Annotated in this window: 12 protein-coding genes; 6 read left to right on the plus strand and 6 right to left on the minus strand. The window is 71.8% G+C overall.

Annotation, left to right across the window (positions count from 1 at the left end; all coding sequences use genetic code 11):
- Positions 1-43 precede the first annotated feature (43 nt).
- Positions 44-1,087, plus strand: a complete 1,044-nt coding sequence (locus ACIPSE_RS03615) for a serine hydrolase domain-containing protein (RefSeq protein WP_401657664.1) — start codon at positions 44-46, stop codon at positions 1,085-1,087.
- A 34-nt stretch (positions 1,088-1,121) separates the two neighbouring features.
- Here ACIPSE_RS03615 and ACIPSE_RS03620 read toward each other — a convergent pair whose 3' ends face one another.
- Complete coding sequence (locus ACIPSE_RS03620) at positions 1,122-2,831, minus strand: glycerol-3-phosphate dehydrogenase/oxidase (protein WP_401656986.1); 1,710 nt, start codon at positions 2,829-2,831, stop codon at positions 1,122-1,124.
- A 368-nt stretch (positions 2,832-3,199) separates the two neighbouring features.
- Between ACIPSE_RS03620 and ACIPSE_RS03625 the strand changes: the two genes are divergently transcribed.
- On the plus strand, positions 3,200-4,408 hold the full coding sequence (locus tag ACIPSE_RS03625; protein WP_401656989.1) for a nucleotide sugar dehydrogenase: 1,209 nt from the start codon (positions 3,200-3,202) through the stop codon (positions 4,406-4,408).
- Positions 4,409-4,482: 74 nt separating this feature from the next.
- On the opposite strand, the gene ACIPSE_RS03630 is transcribed toward ACIPSE_RS03625, so the two are convergent.
- The 4 genes from ACIPSE_RS03630 to ACIPSE_RS03645 all read right to left on the minus strand — a co-directional run bounded on the left by ACIPSE_RS03630 (position 4,483) and on the right by ACIPSE_RS03645 (position 8,850).
- Positions 4,483-5,607 carry a GuaB3 family IMP dehydrogenase-related protein gene (locus ACIPSE_RS03630; RefSeq protein ID WP_401656993.1) on the minus strand — a complete coding sequence of 375 codons (1,125 nt, stop codon included), beginning with the start codon at positions 5,605-5,607 and terminating at the stop codon, positions 4,483-4,485.
- A 113-nt stretch (positions 5,608-5,720) separates the two neighbouring features.
- Positions 5,721-7,229 carry an IMP dehydrogenase gene (guaB, locus tag ACIPSE_RS03635; protein WP_401656996.1) on the minus strand — a complete coding sequence of 503 codons (1,509 nt, stop codon included), beginning with the start codon at positions 7,227-7,229 and terminating at the stop codon, positions 5,721-5,723.
- A 140-nt stretch (positions 7,230-7,369) separates the two neighbouring features.
- Positions 7,370-7,945 carry a sigma-70 family RNA polymerase sigma factor gene (locus tag ACIPSE_RS03640; RefSeq protein WP_401656998.1) on the minus strand — a complete coding sequence of 192 codons (576 nt, stop codon included), beginning with the start codon at positions 7,943-7,945 and terminating at the stop codon, positions 7,370-7,372.
- Positions 7,946-8,238: 293 nt separating this feature from the next.
- Complete coding sequence (locus ACIPSE_RS03645) at positions 8,239-8,850, minus strand: response regulator transcription factor (RefSeq protein WP_003948568.1); 612 nt, start codon at positions 8,848-8,850, stop codon at positions 8,239-8,241.
- Between the two features lie 382 nt (positions 8,851-9,232).
- On the opposite strand from ACIPSE_RS03645, the gene ACIPSE_RS03650 reads away from it, so the two are divergent.
- On the plus strand, positions 9,233-9,562 hold the full coding sequence (locus tag ACIPSE_RS03650) for a WhiB family transcriptional regulator (protein ID WP_401657000.1): 330 nt from the start codon (positions 9,233-9,235) through the stop codon (positions 9,560-9,562).
- 32 nt (positions 9,563-9,594) lie between these two features.
- On the opposite strand, the gene ACIPSE_RS03655 is transcribed toward ACIPSE_RS03650, so the two are convergent.
- Positions 9,595-10,500, minus strand: a complete 906-nt coding sequence (locus tag ACIPSE_RS03655; RefSeq protein WP_401657002.1) for a LysR family transcriptional regulator — start codon at positions 10,498-10,500, stop codon at positions 9,595-9,597.
- A gap of 79 nt (positions 10,501-10,579) precedes the next feature.
- Between ACIPSE_RS03655 and ACIPSE_RS03660 the strand changes: the two genes are divergently transcribed.
- The 3 genes from ACIPSE_RS03660 (at position 10,580) to pglW (ending at position 16,667) form a co-directional block, all read left to right on the plus strand.
- On the plus strand, positions 10,580-11,260 hold the full coding sequence (locus tag ACIPSE_RS03660) for an MOSC domain-containing protein (RefSeq protein ID WP_401657005.1): 681 nt from the start codon (positions 10,580-10,582) through the stop codon (positions 11,258-11,260).
- A 96-nt stretch (positions 11,261-11,356) separates the two neighbouring features.
- Positions 11,357-12,130, plus strand: a complete 774-nt coding sequence (locus tag ACIPSE_RS03665) for an SDR family NAD(P)-dependent oxidoreductase (RefSeq protein ID WP_401657008.1) — start codon at positions 11,357-11,359, stop codon at positions 12,128-12,130.
- Positions 12,131-12,269: 139 nt separating this feature from the next.
- Positions 12,270-16,667, plus strand: a complete 4,398-nt coding sequence (pglW, locus tag ACIPSE_RS03670) for a BREX system serine/threonine kinase PglW (protein WP_401657666.1) — start codon at positions 12,270-12,272, stop codon at positions 16,665-16,667.

Raw genomic sequence — 16,667 nt, forward strand, 5'->3', positions numbered from 1 at the left:
CGTATCGAAGGGAGGGCACACCGTGTCGAGACGCAGGCGCGCGATACCGCCGTTTCGGACACTACTGGCCCTCCCTGTGTCCCTCGCGCTGCTCGCCCTGGCCCCGGCGGCCTCCTCCGCCCCCGCCGCACCTCCCGCCGACGCGGTCCTGGCCCGGCTGGTCACCGAGGGCGGCGCGCCCGCCGCGGCCCTGCTGGCCCGCGAGGAGTCCGGCACCCGCTACGCCGAGGCGGGACCCGGTATCGCCCGCGCCGACCACTTCCGCGCCGGGAGCCTCACGAAGACCTTCGTCGCCACGGTCGTCCTCCAACTGGCCGCGGAACACCGGCTGAAGCTGTCCGACACCGTGGAGCGGCACCTGCCCGGCCTGGTGCGCGGCGCGGGCAACGACGGCCGCGCGCTGACCCTGCGCTCCCTGCTCACCCACACCAGCGGTCTGTACGACTTCACCGCGGACACCGGCGGCACGATCCCCCTCACCCCGCTCGACGCCGTCCGCGTCGCCCTCACCCACCCCCCGTCCGCGCCCGGCCGCTACGCGTACTCGAACACCAACTACGTGCTGCTGGGCCTGGTCGTCCAGCAGGTCACCGGCCGCTCCTACGCTGCCGAGGCCGAGCGGCGCATCATCGCCCCGCTGCGCCTGAGCGGCACCTCCTTCCCCGGCTCACGCACCTCGCTGCCCTCCCCGCACGGCCGCGCCTACGCCGCCGACGGAACCGACGTCACCGCTCTCGACCCGCGGGTGGCCGGGGCCGCGGGCGAGCTGGTGACCACCCTGGCCGACCTGGACCGCTTCTACGCGGCCCTGCTCGGCGGCAGGCTGCTGCCCGCTCGGTGGCTGCGCGAGATGCGCGACACCCGTGCCGCGCGGGGCGCCTACGGGATGGGGCTGTTCCCGCTGAAGCTGCCCTGCGGCACCACGGTGTGGGGGCACAACGGCCGTATCGACGGCAGTTACGTGCGCACCGCGTCCACCGCCGACGGCCGCCGCGTCCTCACCTTCCGCGTGAACACGACCGCGCTCACCGACCCCGCCCTCGAACCGGCCCTGCTCACCGCCGAGTTCTGCCCCCGCACCTCGTAGCGGGACCGACCGGGCAGCGAGGCCGGGAGGCCGGTCACGACAGCGGGACGATGTCCGGCGCCCCCAGCCGCGCCGCGTCCGCCGTCAGGTCGTCGGGCTGCCGCTGCGACTCCCGCTCCGCCTCGACCCGCTTCTCGTAGTGCTCGACCTCCCGCTCGATCTGGTCCTTGTCCCACCCGAGCACCGGCGCCATCAGCTCGGCGGCCTCGCGCGCGCTGCGCGTGCCCCGGTCGAAGGTCTCGATGGAGATGCGGGTGCGCCGGGTCAGGACGTCGTCGAGGTGCCGGGCCCCCTCGTGCGAGGCGGCGTAGACGACCTCGGCGCGCAGATAGTCGTCGGCGGCGGTCAGCGGCTCGCCCAGCGAGGCGTCGGCGGCGATGAGTTCGAGGACCTCCTCCGCCAGCGACCCGAACCGGTTCAGCAGATGCTCGACCCGCACCACGTGCAGCCCCGTCCGGGCCGCGATCCGCGCCCGCGCGTTCCACAGCGCCCGGTACCCCTCGGCGCCCAGCAGCGGCACGTCCTCGGTGACACAGTCGGCGACCCGCAGATCCAGCCCGTGCACCGCCTCGTCGACGGCGTCCTTCGCCATGACCCGGTACGTCGTGTACTTGCCGCCCGCCACGACCACGAGCCCCGGCACGGGATGCGCCACCGTGTGCTCGCGCGACAGCTTGCTCGTGGCGTCCGACTCACCGGCGAGCAGCGGCCTCAGCCCCGCGTACACGCCCTCCACGTCGTCGCGGGTGAGCGGCACCGCGAGCACCGAGTTCACGTGCTCCAGCAGATAGTCGATGTCGGCGCTGGACGCGGCCGGGTGGGCCTTGTCGAGGTCCCAGTCCGTGTCGGTCGTCCCGATGATCCAGTGCCGCCCCCAGGGGATGACGAACAGGACGGACTTCTCGGTGCGCAGGATCAGCCCGGTCGAGGAGTTGATCCGGTCCTTGGGGACGACGAGGTGGATGCCCTTGGAGGCACGCACATGGAACTGGCCGCGCTCGCCCACCATGGCCTGCGTGTCGTCGGTCCACACCCCGGTGGCGTTGACGATCTGCTTGGCGCGGACCTCGTACTCGCCGCCCGCCTCGACGTCCTGCACGCGCGCGCCGACGACCCGCTCGCCCTCGCGCAGGAACCCGGTCACCCGGGCCCGGTTGGCGACCGCCGCGCCGTAGGCGGCCGAGGTGCGCACCAGGGTGGCGACGAACCGCGCGTCGTCCATCTGCGCGTCGTAGTACTGCAACGCGCCGACCAGCGCGTCCCTCTTCAACGCGGGTGCCACGCGCAGGGCGTGACGGTGGCTCAGGTGCCGGTGCGTGGGCAGGCCCCGGCCGTGGCCGCGGGCCATCGACATGGTGTCGTAGAGGGCGACACCCGACCCGGCGTACAGCCGCTCCCAGCCCTTGTGCTGGAGCGGGTAGAGGAAGGGCACCGGCTTCACCAGGTGCGGGGCGAGCCGCTCCAGCAGCAGCCCTCGTTCCTTCAGCGCCTCGCGCACCAGCGCGAAGTCGAGCATCTCCAGGTAGCGCAGACCGCCGTGGATGAGCTTGCTGGACCGGCTGGAGGTGCCCGACGCCCAGTCGCGCGCCTCGACCAGGCCGACGGACAGCCCTCGGGTCACCGCGTCCAGGGCGGTGCCCGCGCCGACGACTCCGCCGCCCACCACCAGCACGTCCAGCTCACGCTCGGCCATCGATGCGAGTGCCTCGGCGCGCTGCGCCGGCCCCAGTGTCGCTGTCCTCACCGCTGCCTCCCACTGTCGCTGTCGCCGTGCCCTCGGCGCCGGTCACCGTCGAGGAGCGACACGGTCCGCGTCTCTCCCGATCACTCCTGCCCAGAATTCTGACCGGCTTGCCCGACTTCAGCCACCAGTCGCCCCCAGCCTGTGGACAACTTCCACGCCGCATGGCCGGAAGCTCGACCCCATGGGCCCCGGACGGCAGGGCGCGCGGCGCCGGGCCGCAAGACACACGGGACGAAGTCCCATCAATCCCGTATTTCGTTCATATTTACTCCTAGTCTGACATTGCGCTCGCCCATCCTGTCCACAGGACTTGCGCACCTGTCCCGCATCGGATACCCGCTCGGCTACTGGGAAGGACGGCCCACGTCATGCCCGCAGATCTCGCCGTCATCGGACTCGGCCCCTACGGACTCCCCCTCGCCCAGGCCGCCGTCGCCGCCGGCATCCCCACCCTCGGCTACCGCACAGGACCGGAGCCGGGCTCCCTGACCCCCGCCGAACTGCGCCGGATGCTCTCGGGGGGCTTCCGGACGGCGGCCGGCCCGGCGGAGCTCGGCCGCGTCCGTACGGCGGTCATCTGCCCGCCGACCCCGCCCGGGGCGGACGGCGGCCTGGACCTCACCCAGGTGGAGGCCGCGGCCCGCACCCTGGCCGCCCATCTGCGCCCGCACACCACGGTGATCCTCGAATCCCCGGTGCCCCCCGGCACCACCGAGGACTTCGTCCGCCCCCTGCTCGAAGAGGGCTCGCGCCTGCGCGCCGGACGCGACTTCCACCTCGCCTACTCCCCCAGCCGGGTCGACCCCGGCAACCGCGACTTCACCCCGGCCAACACACCGAGGGTCATCGGCGGCCTGACCCCCGCCTGCACGGAGTCGGCCGCCGCGTTCTACTCCCGGATCACCGACAAGGTCGTCCGCGCGCGCGGGCCGCGCGAGGCGGAGACGGTCCAGCTCCTGGAATCCAACTTCCGCCACGTCAACATCGCCCTCGTCAACGAGATGGCCGTCCTCTGCCACGACCTCGGCGTCGACCTGTGGGACGTCATCCGCTGCGCCGAGACGAAGCCCTTCGGCTTCCACTCCTTCCGCCCCGGCCCCGGCGTGGGCGGCCACAGCGTCCCCCAGGACCTCACCGGCGCGGCCGGCCGCACCCTGCGCATGGTCGAGCTCGCCCAGCAGGTCAACCAGCAGATGCCCCGGTACGTCATCCAGCGCGCCGCCACGCTCCTCAACGAGCACGGCAAGTCCGCGCGCGGCGCCCGCGTCCTGCTCCTGGGCGTCACCTACAAGGCCGACCTCGCCGACCAGCAGGCCACCCCGGCCCGGGAGGTCGCGATCCGCCTGATGGAGATGGGCGCCTCGGTCAGCTACCACGACCCGCACGTCCCGTCCTGGAACGTCCTGGACCGCCCCGTGCCCCGCGCCGACTCGCTCTACGAGGCCGCCGCCGACGCCGACCTGACGATCCTGCTCCAGCAGCACCGCACCTACGACCTCCAGGGCCTGTCGGTGAAGGCCCAGCTGCTCCTCGACACCCGCGGAGCCACGCCCACGGGGGCCGCGCACCGCCTGTGAGGCGGACGCCGGGACAGACATGCGGAAGGGGCCGGTCACCCGTCGGGTGACCGGCCCCTTCCGCGTCGTACCGCCTAGCGCGTGTGCTGCGAGTCGGCGACCGTGACCTCGACCCGCTGGAACTCCTTGAGCTCGCTGTAGCCGGTCGTGGCCATGGCGCGGCGCAGGGCGCCGAAGAAGTTCATGGAGCCGTCGGGGGTGTGCGACGGACCCGTCAGCACCTCCTCGATGGTGCCGACCGTGCCGAGGTCGACCTTCTTGCCGCGCGGCAGCTCCTCGTTGACAGCCTCCATGCCCCAGTGGTGGCCGCGCCCCGGGGCGTCGGTCGCGCGGGCGAGCGGGGAGCCCATCATCACGGAGTCCGCGCCGCAGGCGATCGCCTTGGGCAGGTCGCCGGACCAGCCGACCCCGCCGTCCGCGATGACGTGCACGTACCGGCCGCCGGACTCGTCCATGTAGTCGCGGCGGGCCGCGGCCACGTCGGCGACCGCGGTGGCCATCGGCACCCGGATGCCGAGCACGTTGCGCGTGGTGTGCGCGGCACCGCCGCCGAAGCCGACGAGGACGCCGGCCGCGCCCGTGCGCATCAGGTGCAGGGCCGCCGTGTAGGTGGCGCAGCCGCCGACGATGACCGGGACGTCGAGCTCGTAGATGAACTGCTTCAGGTTCAGCGGCTCGTGCGAGGACGACACGTGCTCGGCGGAGACCGTCGTGCCGCGGATGACGAAGATGTCCACGCCCGCGTCGACGACCGCCTTGGAGAACTGCGCCGTGCGCTGCGGGGAGAGCGCGGCGGCCGTGACCACGCCCGAGTCGCGCACCTCCTTGATGCGCTGGCCGATCAGCTCCTCCTTGATGGGAGCCGCGTAGATCTCCTGGAGGCGGCGCGTGGCCGACTCCGCGTCCAGCTCGGTGACCTCGTCCAGCAGCGGCTGCGGGTCCTCGTACCGCGTCCACAGGCCCTCGAGGTTCAGGACGCCGAGGCCGCCGAGCTCGCCGATGCGGATCGCGGTGGCCGGCGAGACGACCGAGTCCATGGGGGCGGCCAGGAACGGCAGCTCGAAGCGGTAGGCATCGATCTGCCAGGCGATCGAGACCTCCTTCGGGTCGCGCGTACGACGGCTGGGGACGACGGCGATGTCGTCGAAGGCGTACGCCCGGCGGCCGCGCTTGCCGCGCCCGATCTCGATCTCAGTCACGTGTGTGGCCTTTCCCTGATGCGTTCAGCGCGTTCCAGTATCCCCGACGGGCACGGCGAGGGCGGCCCCGGATGCTCCGGAACCGCCCTGGAATGCCCGCCGGGGACCGACTGCTACTTGCTGCGGCTGTAGTTCGGCGCCTCGACCGTCATCTGGATGTCGTGCGGGTGCGACTCCTTCAGACCCGCCGAGGTGATCCGCACGAACCGGCCGTTGGACTGGAGCGCGGGCACGGTGCGACCGCCGACGTAGAACATCGACTGGCGCAGACCGCCGACGAGCTGGTGCACGACCGAGGCGAGCGGGCCCCGGTAGGGCACCTGGCCCTCGATGCCCTCGGGGATCAGCGCGTCGTCGGAGGCGACGCCCTCCTGGAAGTAGCGGTCCTTGGAGAAGGACTTGCGGTCGCCGCGCGTCTGCATCGCGCCGAGCGAACCCATGCCGCGGTACGACTTGAACTGCTTGCCGTTGATGAAGAGGAGCTCGCCGGGCGACTCCTCGCAGCCCGCGAGCAGCGAGCCCAGCATCACCGTGTCGGCGCCCGCGACGAGGGCCTTGGCGATGTCGCCGGAGTACTGCAGACCGCCGTCGCCGATGACCGGGACGCCCGCGGCCTGCGCGGCCTGCGCGGCCTCGTAGATCGCGGTGACCTGCGGGACGCCGACGCCGGCGACCACACGGGTCGTACAGATGGAGCCCGGGCCGACACCGACCTTGATGCCGTCGGCGCCGGAGTCGACGAGGGCCTGCGCGCCGTCACGGGTGGCGATGTTGCCGCCGATGACGTCGACGCCGGAGGAGTTGGACTTGATCTTGGCGATCATGTCGCCGACCAGCCGGGAGTGGCCGTGCGCGGTGTCCACGACGATGAAGTCGACGCCCGCCTCGATCAGCGCGTGGGCGCGCTCGTAGGAGTCGCCGGCGACACCGACCGCGGCACCGACGAGGAGGCGGCCCTCGGCGTCCTTGGCGGCGTTCGGGTACTTCTCGGCCTTGACGAAGTCCTTGACGGTGATGAGGCCCTTGAGGACGCCCTCGTCGTCGACCAGCGGAAGCTTCTCGATCTTGTGCTTGCGCAGCAGCTCCATGGCCTCGACACCGGTGATGCCGACCTTGCCGGTGACCAGCGGCATCGGCGTCATGACCTCGCGCACCCGGCGGCTGCGGTCGGTCTCGAAGGCCATGTCACGGTTGGTGACGATGCCGAGGAGCTTCTTGGCCGGGTCGGTGACCGGGACGCCGCTGATGCGGAACTTGGCGCACAGCGCGTCCGCCTCGGCGAGCGTGGCGTCCGGGTGCACGGTGATCGGGTCGGCCACCATGCCCGACTCGGACCGCTTCACCAGGTCGACCTGGTTGGCCTGGTCCTCGATCGAGAGGTTGCGGTGCAGTACGCCGACGCCGCCCTGGCGGGCCATCGCGATCGCCATGCGTGACTCGGTGACCTTGTCCATGGCGGCGGACAGCAGCGGGATGTTCACCCGCACGTTCTTGGACACGTACGAGGCGGTGTCGATCTCGTCGGGTGCCATGTCCGACGCGCCGGGCAACAGCAGCACGTCGTCGTAGGTCAGCCCGAGTGTCGCGAATTTACCGGGCACTCCGTCGACGTTCGCAGTCATGACACCTTCCCCAAATGGCCTTGATCGGTGCGGATGTCCATGCTAACGGGAAGCGCGGTACGCAAATTCCACGGTTCCGGGTGACGTCAGGCTTCGTACGTTCGTACGGAATCGGCGCGTCACCTGCTCAGGCAAGGACGTCATTGCTCGGCGAGTGCCCGCAGACGGCTCAGCGCGCGGTGCTGCGCGACCCGGACCGCGCCCGGTGACATTCCCAACATCTGGCCGGTCTCCTCGGCGGTGAGACCGACCGCGATGCGCAGGAGCAGCAGTTCGCGCTGGTTCTCGGGGAGGTTGGCCAGCAGTTTCTTGGCCCATTCGGCGTCGCTGCTGAGCAGGGCGCGTTCCTCGGGGCCGAGGGAGTCGTCGGGCCGCTCGGGCATCTCGTCGGAGGGCACGACCGTGGACCCGGGGTGGCGCATCGCGGCGCGTTGCAGGTCGGCGACCTTGTGCGCGGCGATGGCGAACACGAACGCCTCGAAGGGGCGGCCGGTGTCGCGGTAGCGCGGCAGGGCCAGGAGGACGGCGACGCAGACCTCCTGCGCGAGGTCCTCCACGAAGTGGCGCGCGTCGCCCGGCAGCCGGGACAGCCGGGTGCGGCAGTAGCGCAGCGCGAGCGGATGGACATGGGCGAGCAGGTCGTGCGTGGCCTGCTCGTCTCCGTCGACGGCGCGGTGAACGAGCGCACCGATCACTGTGGGCTCGTCGTCGCGCATCGGTCCATGGTGCCCTGCGCCCGACTCGTCCGTGGCATCGCGCCCGTTGTTGTGCACCGAAGCGTTATGAGCAGGTGCGCCGGAACTCATCCCCTGCGCCCTCCTCTTCCGCTCGACCGACTCGTCCCCGAGAGACTCCACATCTCAAGGATGCGGCATCGGCGCCGAAACAAGCATCGGCCACGATGACCCGCGCCCCGAAGGGCGCGGGACGTGGCGTTCCGCGACTGTGCCGCGCGGGCGCGACCAGCCGCAACGACCCGCACACGACAACGGCCGGCGGGACCGGGGCCTCAGCGGACCAGACCCCACCGGAACCCGAGGGCGACGGCATGCGCCCGGTCGGACGCGCCCAGCTTCTTGAACAGCCGGCGCGCGTGCGTCTTCACGGTGTCCTCGGAGAGGAACAGCTCGCGCCCGATCTCCGCGTTGGACCGGCCGTGGCTCATGCCTTCGAGCACCTGGATCTCACGCGCGGTGAGCGTCGGCGCCGCGCCCATCTCGGCGGAGCGCAGCCGCCGCGGGGCGAGCCGCCAGGTCGGGTCGGCGAGGGCCTGCGTCACCGTGGCACGCAGCTCCGCGCGGGAGGCGTCCTTGTGCAGATAGCCGCGCGCGCCGGCGGCCACCGCGAGCGCCACGCCGTCGAGGTCCTCGGCGACGGTGAGCATGATGATGCGCGCCCCGGGGTCGGCGGAGAGCAGCCGCCGCACGGTCTCGACGCCGCCCAGACCGGGCATGCGCACGTCCATCAGAATCAGGTCCGAGCGGTCGGCGCCCCAGCGGCGGAGGACTTCCTCGCCGTTGGCCGCGGTCGTCACGCGCTCGACGCCGGGCACGGTCGCGACCGCGCGGCGGAGCGCCTCTCGGGCAAGCGGGGAGTCGTCGCAGACGAGGACGGATGTCATGGCCGCCCTCCGGAGCTGATGCGCGTCACCTTGAGCCTCCAGGCTGGTACTGAATCGTCACCTGTGCGGTCGATCGTCCCGGGCGCGGGGCCCGAGCACGTGTTGCTTCAACCGCCTCCGCACTCTCAACGACGGTCACCCGAAAGAGTTACGGGGCTGTGTGCCATCTTCGGCACTCTACGTGAGGGCGCGGACACGGTGCAGACATGCGCGGCGGACCCACAACGTTTCATCACAAGCGGTGCCCCATTTAGCCCCTTTTCTTCCCTTCTGCTGGTGTCTGAGGCTAGATTCGCAATGAGTCATATTTTCATCTCCTTAGATCGTAGATGTACGGTCGTGGACACCGTATCCGCACAGCACGGCTACAAGGGGTCACGTAATGGCAGATTTCTCCCGCCTTCCCGGACCGAACGCGGACCTGTGGGACTGGCAGCTCCTGGCTGCCTGTCGCGGCGTGGACAGCTCGCTCTTCTTCCACCCGGAGGGTGAGCGCGGCGCGGCTCGGAGCGCACGTGAGAACTCGGCCAAGGAGGTCTGCATGAGGTGCCCGGTGCGCGCGCAGTGCGCGGCGCACGCGCTGGCGGTCAGAGAGCCGTACGGCGTGTGGGGCGGGCTGACCGAGGACGAGCGAGAAGAGCTCATGGGACGGGCGCGCAACCGGCTGGTGACGGCGTCGTCGTCAGCGGGGGGTGCGGTCTCGAACAACTGAAGGAACGTTTCTTCGAGTGGAGCGCGCGGCCGTCACTTCCCGTCGGCCGCGCGCTCCAGCTCGTCCAGGGTCGCCGCCACCGCGGGCACCTGGGCCAGATCGGGCAGCGTGAGCGCGACGACCTCGCGCCGCACCGCCGGTTCCAGCGTCACCATGCGGGCGCCCCGCGGCCGTACGGACTCGGTGGCGAGCTGCGGGAGGACGGCGACGCCCAGTCCGGCGCCCACCAGGCCGACCACCGCCGGGTAGTCGTCGGTCGCGAAGTCGATGCGGGGCGTGAACCCGGCGCCCTCGCACACCTCGACGAGCTGTCCCCGGCAGCGCGGGCACCCGGCGATCCACGGCTCGCGCGCGAGGTCCCCGATGGCCACGGACCCGGCGGCGGCGAGCCGGTGCCGCTCGGGCACCAGGGCGACGAGCCGGTCGCTGAGCAGGGGGCGGACGACGAGGTCGTCCCACTCGTTCTCCTGGTCCCGCACGGTCCGTTCGTAGCGGAAGGCGAGCGCGATGTCGCAGTCGCCCTCGCGCAGCATCCGCACGGACTGCGGCGGCTCGGCCTCCTCCAGGGAGACCCGGGTGCCGGGGTGCGCGGCGCGCAGCGCGGCGAGCGCGGTGGGCACGAGCGTCGAGGAGCCGCTGGGGAAGGACACCAGGCGGACGCGGCCGGCGCGCAGTCCGGCGATGGCGGCGACCTCCTCCTCCGCGGCGGTGAGGCCGGCGATGATGCCCGCGGCGTGCCGGACGAGGGCCTCGCCCGCCTGGGTCAGTCGCATCTCGCGTCCGCTGCGGACGAGCAGCGGGGTGCCGACCGAGGTCTCCAGGGCCTTCATCTGCTGGCTCACGGCGGGCTGGGTGCAGCCCAGTTCGCGCCCCGCCGCCGAGAAGGAGCCGGTGGCGGCGACGGCGCGCAGGACACGGAGATGCCGGGCTTCGATCACAGGACAAGGATAAGGGGGCCTTTGGGTGATCGCAGATAGTCGCGTCACGGCTTTGACCAGCGGCGGTTACGGTACGTCCATGAGGCTTCTGTCAGTGAATCTGGGCCGTCGGCAGGCCGTGCCGTACACCGGCCACTCCGAGGGCGTGACCGGCATCGACAAGCGTCCGGCCGACGGCCCGGTGGCGATCGCGGCGCCGGGTCCCAAGGGCGTGGGCGCCAGCGGGGTCGCCGGGGACGAGGTGTGCGAGACCCGGCACCACGGCGGTGACGACCAGGCGGTCTACGCGGTGGCCCGCGAGGACCTGGACGACTGGCAGCGCGAGCTGGGCCGCGAGCTGCCGAACGGGGTGTTCGGCGAGAACCTCACCACCGAGGGCCTCGACGTGTCGGGCGCGCTGATCGGCGAGCGCTGGCGGATCGGGCCCGAGGTGGTGCTGGAGGTGACGAGCGGCCGTATCCCGTGCGGCACCTTCCAGGGCCACATGGGCGAGCGGCAGTGGGTGAAACGGTTCACGCAGAAGGGCGCGCCGGGCGCCTATCTGCGGGTGATCCAGCCGGGCGCGATCACCGCCGGTGACACCATCGAGGTCGTGCACCGCCCCGGTCACGACGTCACCGTGGCCCTCCAGTTCCGCGCGGTGACGACGGAACGGGCGCTGCTGCCAAGGCTGTTGGCGGCAGGCGAGGCCCTGCACCCGGAGGCGCTGGACACGGCGCGGACGTACGTGGAGAAGTACGGGGAGCGACGGGGCGCCTGACGCGGCCTCACCCGCGGCCGACAGGGGCCCAACAGGGAGCCGACAGCGGGCCGCGGGGCGGCGGATGCCCACAGTCCAGGTCATTAACCTTGCGCCATGACAACGGCATTGATTACGGGATCGACCGCGGGCATCGGTGCCGCGTTCGCGCGACGGCTGGCCGCGGACGGCCACAACCTGGTCCTGGTGGCCCGCGACACGCGGCGGTCGCGGGAGCAGGCGACCGAGCTCCACGACCGGCACGGCGTCGAGGTCGAGGTCCTCACGGCGGACCTGGCCACGGACAAGGGCATCGAGACGGTCGCCTCCCGGCTGGGCGACCGCCGCAACGCCGTCGATCTCCTGGTCAACAACGCCGGTTTCGGCAACAAGGGCCGCTACCTCGACGTCTCCATGGCCGACGAGCTCCGGATGCTCAAGGTGCACTGCGAGGCGGTGCTGCGTCTGACGTCGGCGGCGACCGAGGGCATGCGCGAGCGGGGCCGCGGCGGTGTCGTCAACGTCGCGTCCGTCGCCGCCTTCGTGCCGCGCGGCACGTACGGCGCGTCCAAGGCGTGGGTCGTCCAGTTCACCCAGGGCGCGGCGAAGGACCTCGCGGGCAGCGGGGTGCGGCTGATGGCCCTGGCCCCGGGATTCGTGCGCACCGAGTTCCACGAGCGCGCCGGCATGGGCACCGGCAACATCCCGGGCTGGATGTGGCTCGACGCCGACAAGCTGGTGGCCTCGGCCCTGAACGACCTCGCCCGCGGCAAGACGCTCTCCGTCCCGGACCCCCGCTACAAGGCGCTGATGGGCGTGGTGAAGGTCGTCCCCCGGAACCTGCTCGGCGGGATCACCTCACGGACGGGGCGGAAGTACGGGCCGCAGTAGGGGAACGGGCCAGCTCGTTGTCAGAGACGACGACTAGGATTTCGGCTCTGCCCGCAGGACGGGTCCGGCCTTGTCGCGGGCCTGTCGGTCCTGACCCGACCCGTCTCGGAGGTGCCCGGTGCCCGCTGTTCCCCGGCCGATGGCCCCGACCCCAAGAGAGCGGTGGTTCCAGCCGCGGCGATCGGGTTTCCGATGGGAGCAGGAAGGGCTGGACCACCTGCGTGCCCTGATGCCGCGCACGGAGCCGTACCGGGCATGGGCCACGTTCCAGTTCACCGGTGGATCGGGCCGGATCAACGAGTGCGACGTGCTGATCGCCGTACCCGGTGGCCTCTATCTGCTGGAGCTGAAGGGGCATCCGGGCCGGGTCGTGAACCACGGTGACACCTGGCAGTTCCACGGGGACCGGGTACGGACCCTGCGCAATCCGCTCCATCTGACCGATCTGAAGGCGAAGGAGCTGAAGGGACAGCTGGAGCGGGCCGCGCGGGCGCTCGGCATGGATCCGCGTCAGGTTCCCTTCATCAAGCCCGCGGTGTTCCTGCACGACGCCGGGCTCGTGAGCGAGCTGGACGAGTTCCAGCGGACGTCCGTCTTCGGGCTCAACGGCGGCGCAAGCGGACTGCCGGGAATCTGGGACGACCTGCTGGGGCGACCGCCGGAGCGGGAGAGCTGGCGTGTGACCCCGGTGGTCAGTCAGCGGCTGGAACAGCTGATGCAGAAGATCGGCATCAGTCACTCGACCGCTCATCTGCGCTTCGGGGAGGGGTGGAAACTCGAACCCCGTGCGCTGGACGCGGGGCCGGGGTGGGAGGACCGGCTCGCGGTGCGGGACGACGGGCTCGTCCAGGAGAGCGGCCGTGTCCGTATATACCTGGCCGGGGCCGCGGCCTCCGAGGAACAGCGCGCGAAGGTGGACCGGGCCGCCCGCCGCGAGTACCAGGTGCTGCAGGGCATCAACCACCGAGGCATCGTGCAGGCGGTCCAGATCCGTGAGCACCAGGGTGGTCCGGCGATCCTGTTCCGGCACCGCGAGGCCGACCTCCAGCTGGATGCCTATCTGGACGCCTACGGCGGCCGTCTGACTCCCGGTGTGCGGCTGGATCTGGTGCGGCAGCTCGTCGAGGCGGTGCGTTACGCGCACAACCGGTCTCTCTACCACCGCGCGTTGTCCGCGCGGTCGGTCTACGTCTCGACGCGGGAGGACGGCAGCGACCCCGTACTGCGGATCGCCGACTGGCAGACCGCGGCCCGTGACTTCGAGACGACGCTGCACCGCTCGCTCGGCGACACACCGCTGGACTCGGGGCTGATCGCGGACGTGGCGGAGGTGTATCTGGCACCGGAGACGCATCAGGAGTTCGCCGACCCGGTCGACCTGGATCTCTTCGGGCTCGGCGCGCTCACCTATCTCCTGCTCACGGGCCGCTCGCCCGCGGATCGCCGCAGTGCGTTGCTGGAGCGGCTCCAGCGGGACAAGGGCCTGCACCCCTATGCCGTCTCCGACTCCGTGTCGGCGGCGCTGGACGCGCTGGTCTTCCGTGCGACGGCCGCCGACGTGCAGGACCGGCTGGCGTCGGTCGACGAGTTCCTGGAGTTGCTGGCGGCGGCCGAACAGGACGCGGTGGCTCCGCAGGCGGGCGGTCAGCCGCTCGCCGACCCACTGACCGTGCAGCCGGGGCAGCCGCTGGACGACGTCTGGTCCGTGGTCCGGGTGCTCGGCACGGGTGCCACGGCACGCGCGCTGCTGGTCCGCCGTTCCGACGAGGCGGAGAACGGCGGTTCGCAGCGGGTCTTCAAGGTCGCGCTGGACCAGGAGAAGGACGCACGGCTGCACGCGGAGGCGAAAGCCCTGCGTGAGGTGGGCGGTGGGCGCATCGTGAAGCTGCTCGCCGAGCCGCGGGAGCTGGCGGGGCACGCGGTTCTGGAGATCGAGTACGCGGGTGGCTACCGGCCTGAGGGCGACCGCGAGCCGGTGAGTCTCGGCTCCTGGCTGCGCGACCAGGGCCCGCTGGGGTACGGCGAGCTGGAGCGGTTCGGCAACGACCTCTTCGACGCGCTGGACGCGCTGGCGGCACGCGGGGTGCGGCACCGGGACGTCAAGCCGGACAATCTGGGCCGGTTCAAGCGCAGCGACGGTTCCTGGCAGTTGATGCTGTTCGACTTCTCGCTGGCCGACGCCCCGGACCAGGATGTGCACGCGGGCACCCGCGGGTATCTGGATCCGTTCCTCGGAGGCGCGGGCCGTTCGCGCTACGACGACCACGCCGAGTGGTACGCCGCCGCTGTCACCCTGCACGAGATGGCGTCCGGGGAAAGGCCGGTGTGGGGGGACGGCCAGGGCGACCCGCGCATGGTTCCCGCCGCGTCGTTGCACGTGTCGGGCGAGTTGTTCCCGCAAGCGCTCAGCGAGGGGCTGAAGGGGTTCTTCGAGCGCGCCCTGCACCGGGACGTCGACGAACGGTACGACAGCCTGCGGCAGTTGCAGGAGGCGTGGCGGCAGGTTTTCCGCACCGCGGACGCGGCTCCGCCGGCAACGACCCCGGCAACCGTCGGCATGAGCGCGGACGATCTGGAGGACGCCCGTGAGCAGGCCGCGGAGGCAGCCGGTCTGAAGACTCCGCTGGCGGCTGCCGGTCTCTCCTCACGGGCGGTGTCGGTGGCCGAGGGACTGAAGGCTCATACGGTCGAGCAGTTGCTGGACATCCCCCCGCACCACATCTCCCGTGCGCGGGGGGCGGGGAACGCGATCCGCAAAGAGCTGAACCGTCGCCACCGGCAGTGGACGCAGACGCTTCGGCGGCGGCCCTCGGCGAAGAAGCCCGTGGCCCTGGAACCCGACGCCCCCGAGGAGTCGCTGGAGTCGGTGGACACGCTGGCGGCGCGGCTCACTCCGCCGCCCGGCAAGCGGCGCACCCGGCCCCGCTCGGACGTGGTCCGGGCGACGCTGCAGCTTCCCGGCGTGCTGGAGGACGGCGAGTCGCTGGAGTACTGGCCTGCTCAGAGCCTGATCGCGAAGTCTCTGGGCATCAGCCAGCCGACGGTGTCGCAGAACCAGCATGTGGCGGTCGAGCAGTGGGCGGAGCTGCCCTGGCTCGGCCGGGTGCGGGACGAACTGGTGGCGATCCTCACCGATCGGGACCGGGTGTCCACTGCCGAGGAGCTGGCCTCGGAGCTGCGTGCCCGACACGGCACCGGCACAAGCGATCCCGTCGAGGCCCAGGCCAGGGCGCTGGCGGTGGTACGGGCCGCGGTCGAGACGGAGATCCGCAAGCGGGACGACGAGCGGGACGAGGCCCCGTCCGCCGGTGCCGAGGGGCCGCCGCGCTTCGCTGTGCAGCGACGCAGCGGCCGGATCGTCGTGGCGCTGGAGGACCAGCCGGGCGCGGACGATCCGACCCCCGCGGAACTGGCGGACTACGCAGCCGCGCTGGGCGAGCAGGCGACCGCGTTGACCGGGCGCGACCCGTTGCCGGGTCGAGCGACCGTACTGCGGGAACTGCGCGCCCTGCCGGTACCGGAGGGCATGGCCCCGCTCGCCGACACCCGGCTCGTCGAACTCGCCGCGTCCATGGCGGGCGGCGTCGCGCTGTCTCCCCGGCTGGAGCTGTTCCCCCTCGACCTGGGGCTCGCCCGGGCGCTGCGCATCTCGCAGGCACCCGCGGGTGTCCGGCCGGACATCGGGATCACCACGGCCGATCTGCTGGCCCGGGTCCGGGCGCGGTTCCCGGGTCTCGGGGTGCTGGACGAGACGACGTACGTGGAGCTGGCGGAGGCGCTGGCCGAGGCGAAGTTCCCACTGGAGTACCTGCAGGAGAAGCGTCGTTTCTTCCCTCGGCTCAAGGACGGCCAGGGCAGTCGCCTGGCGCTGTCCTCCTCGGTGCTGACGAGTACCGGTGCCCTCTTCGACGCGGCTCAAGGCGCCCTCGCCGAGGGAAGGGACCCGCGGGAGCTGTTGTCCGCGCGGCTGACCGAGGCACGCCGCCGGGGCGGTTTCCTGGCGCTGACGCTCAAGGGCGACGATCTGCCCGGGGTGGCGGGACTGCTGGCGGAGCGGTACGACATCGCGGCGCTGTCCTTGAACTCGTTGTTCCTCGACGTGTTGCGGGAGCTGGCGCAGGAGCAGTCGGTGCGCTGGCAGGCCCTGCTGAAGGCGGATGCCAAGTACACGGCGACGGGCGTCCTCGGTGCGGCACTGGCCTCGTACACCCGACTGGCCGCCGAGCGGATGGAGCAGCGGATCGTGGACATCGCGGAGGCGTCCGGCCCCCGCACCGTGCTGTTGCTTCATGAGGCCGGTCTGCTGGCCCGGTACTGGGAGGCCGGCGGTCGGGAGCTGCTGGCTTCCCTCCAGCAGTCGGCGCGCCGTCCGTCGGACACTCCGCACGGCCTGTGGCTGCTGCTGCCGATGGAGGATCCACAGGCGACTCCGTCGATGGACGGGCGCACGGTGGAGGTGGTGGACCGGACGACGGAGTGGGAGGCGCTGGACAGGCTGTTCGTGAAGTGGCTGCGTCCGACGCCGGAACCGGCCTGA

Source organism: Streptomyces sp. NPDC090106 (assembly GCF_044747265.1).
Taxonomy (GTDB): Bacteria; Actinomycetota; Actinomycetes; order Streptomycetales; family Streptomycetaceae; genus Streptomyces.

Excerpts from the sequence above, each read along its gene's own strand:
- ACIPSE_RS03625 (WP_401656989.1), top strand. The coding sequence starts at position 3,200 with ATGCCCGCAGATCTCGCCGTCATCGGACTCGGCCCCTACGGACTCCCC.
- guaB (WP_401656996.1), bottom strand. The coding sequence starts at position 7,229 with ATGACTGCGAACGTCGACGGAGTGCCCGGTAAATTCGCGACACTCGGG.
- ACIPSE_RS03640 (WP_401656998.1), bottom strand. The coding sequence starts at position 7,945 with ATGCGCGACGACGAGCCCACAGTGATCGGTGCGCTCGTTCACCGCGCC.
- ACIPSE_RS03645 (WP_003948568.1), bottom strand. The coding sequence starts at position 8,850 with ATGACATCCGTCCTCGTCTGCGACGACTCCCCGCTTGCCCGAGAGGCG.
- ACIPSE_RS03650 (WP_401657000.1), top strand. The coding sequence starts at position 9,233 with ATGGCAGATTTCTCCCGCCTTCCCGGACCGAACGCGGACCTGTGGGAC.
- ACIPSE_RS03660 (WP_401657005.1), top strand. The coding sequence starts at position 10,580 with ATGAGGCTTCTGTCAGTGAATCTGGGCCGTCGGCAGGCCGTGCCGTAC.
- ACIPSE_RS03665 (WP_401657008.1), top strand. The coding sequence starts at position 11,357 with ATGACAACGGCATTGATTACGGGATCGACCGCGGGCATCGGTGCCGCG.
- pglW (WP_401657666.1), top strand. The coding sequence starts at position 12,270 with ATGGCCCCGACCCCAAGAGAGCGGTGGTTCCAGCCGCGGCGATCGGGT.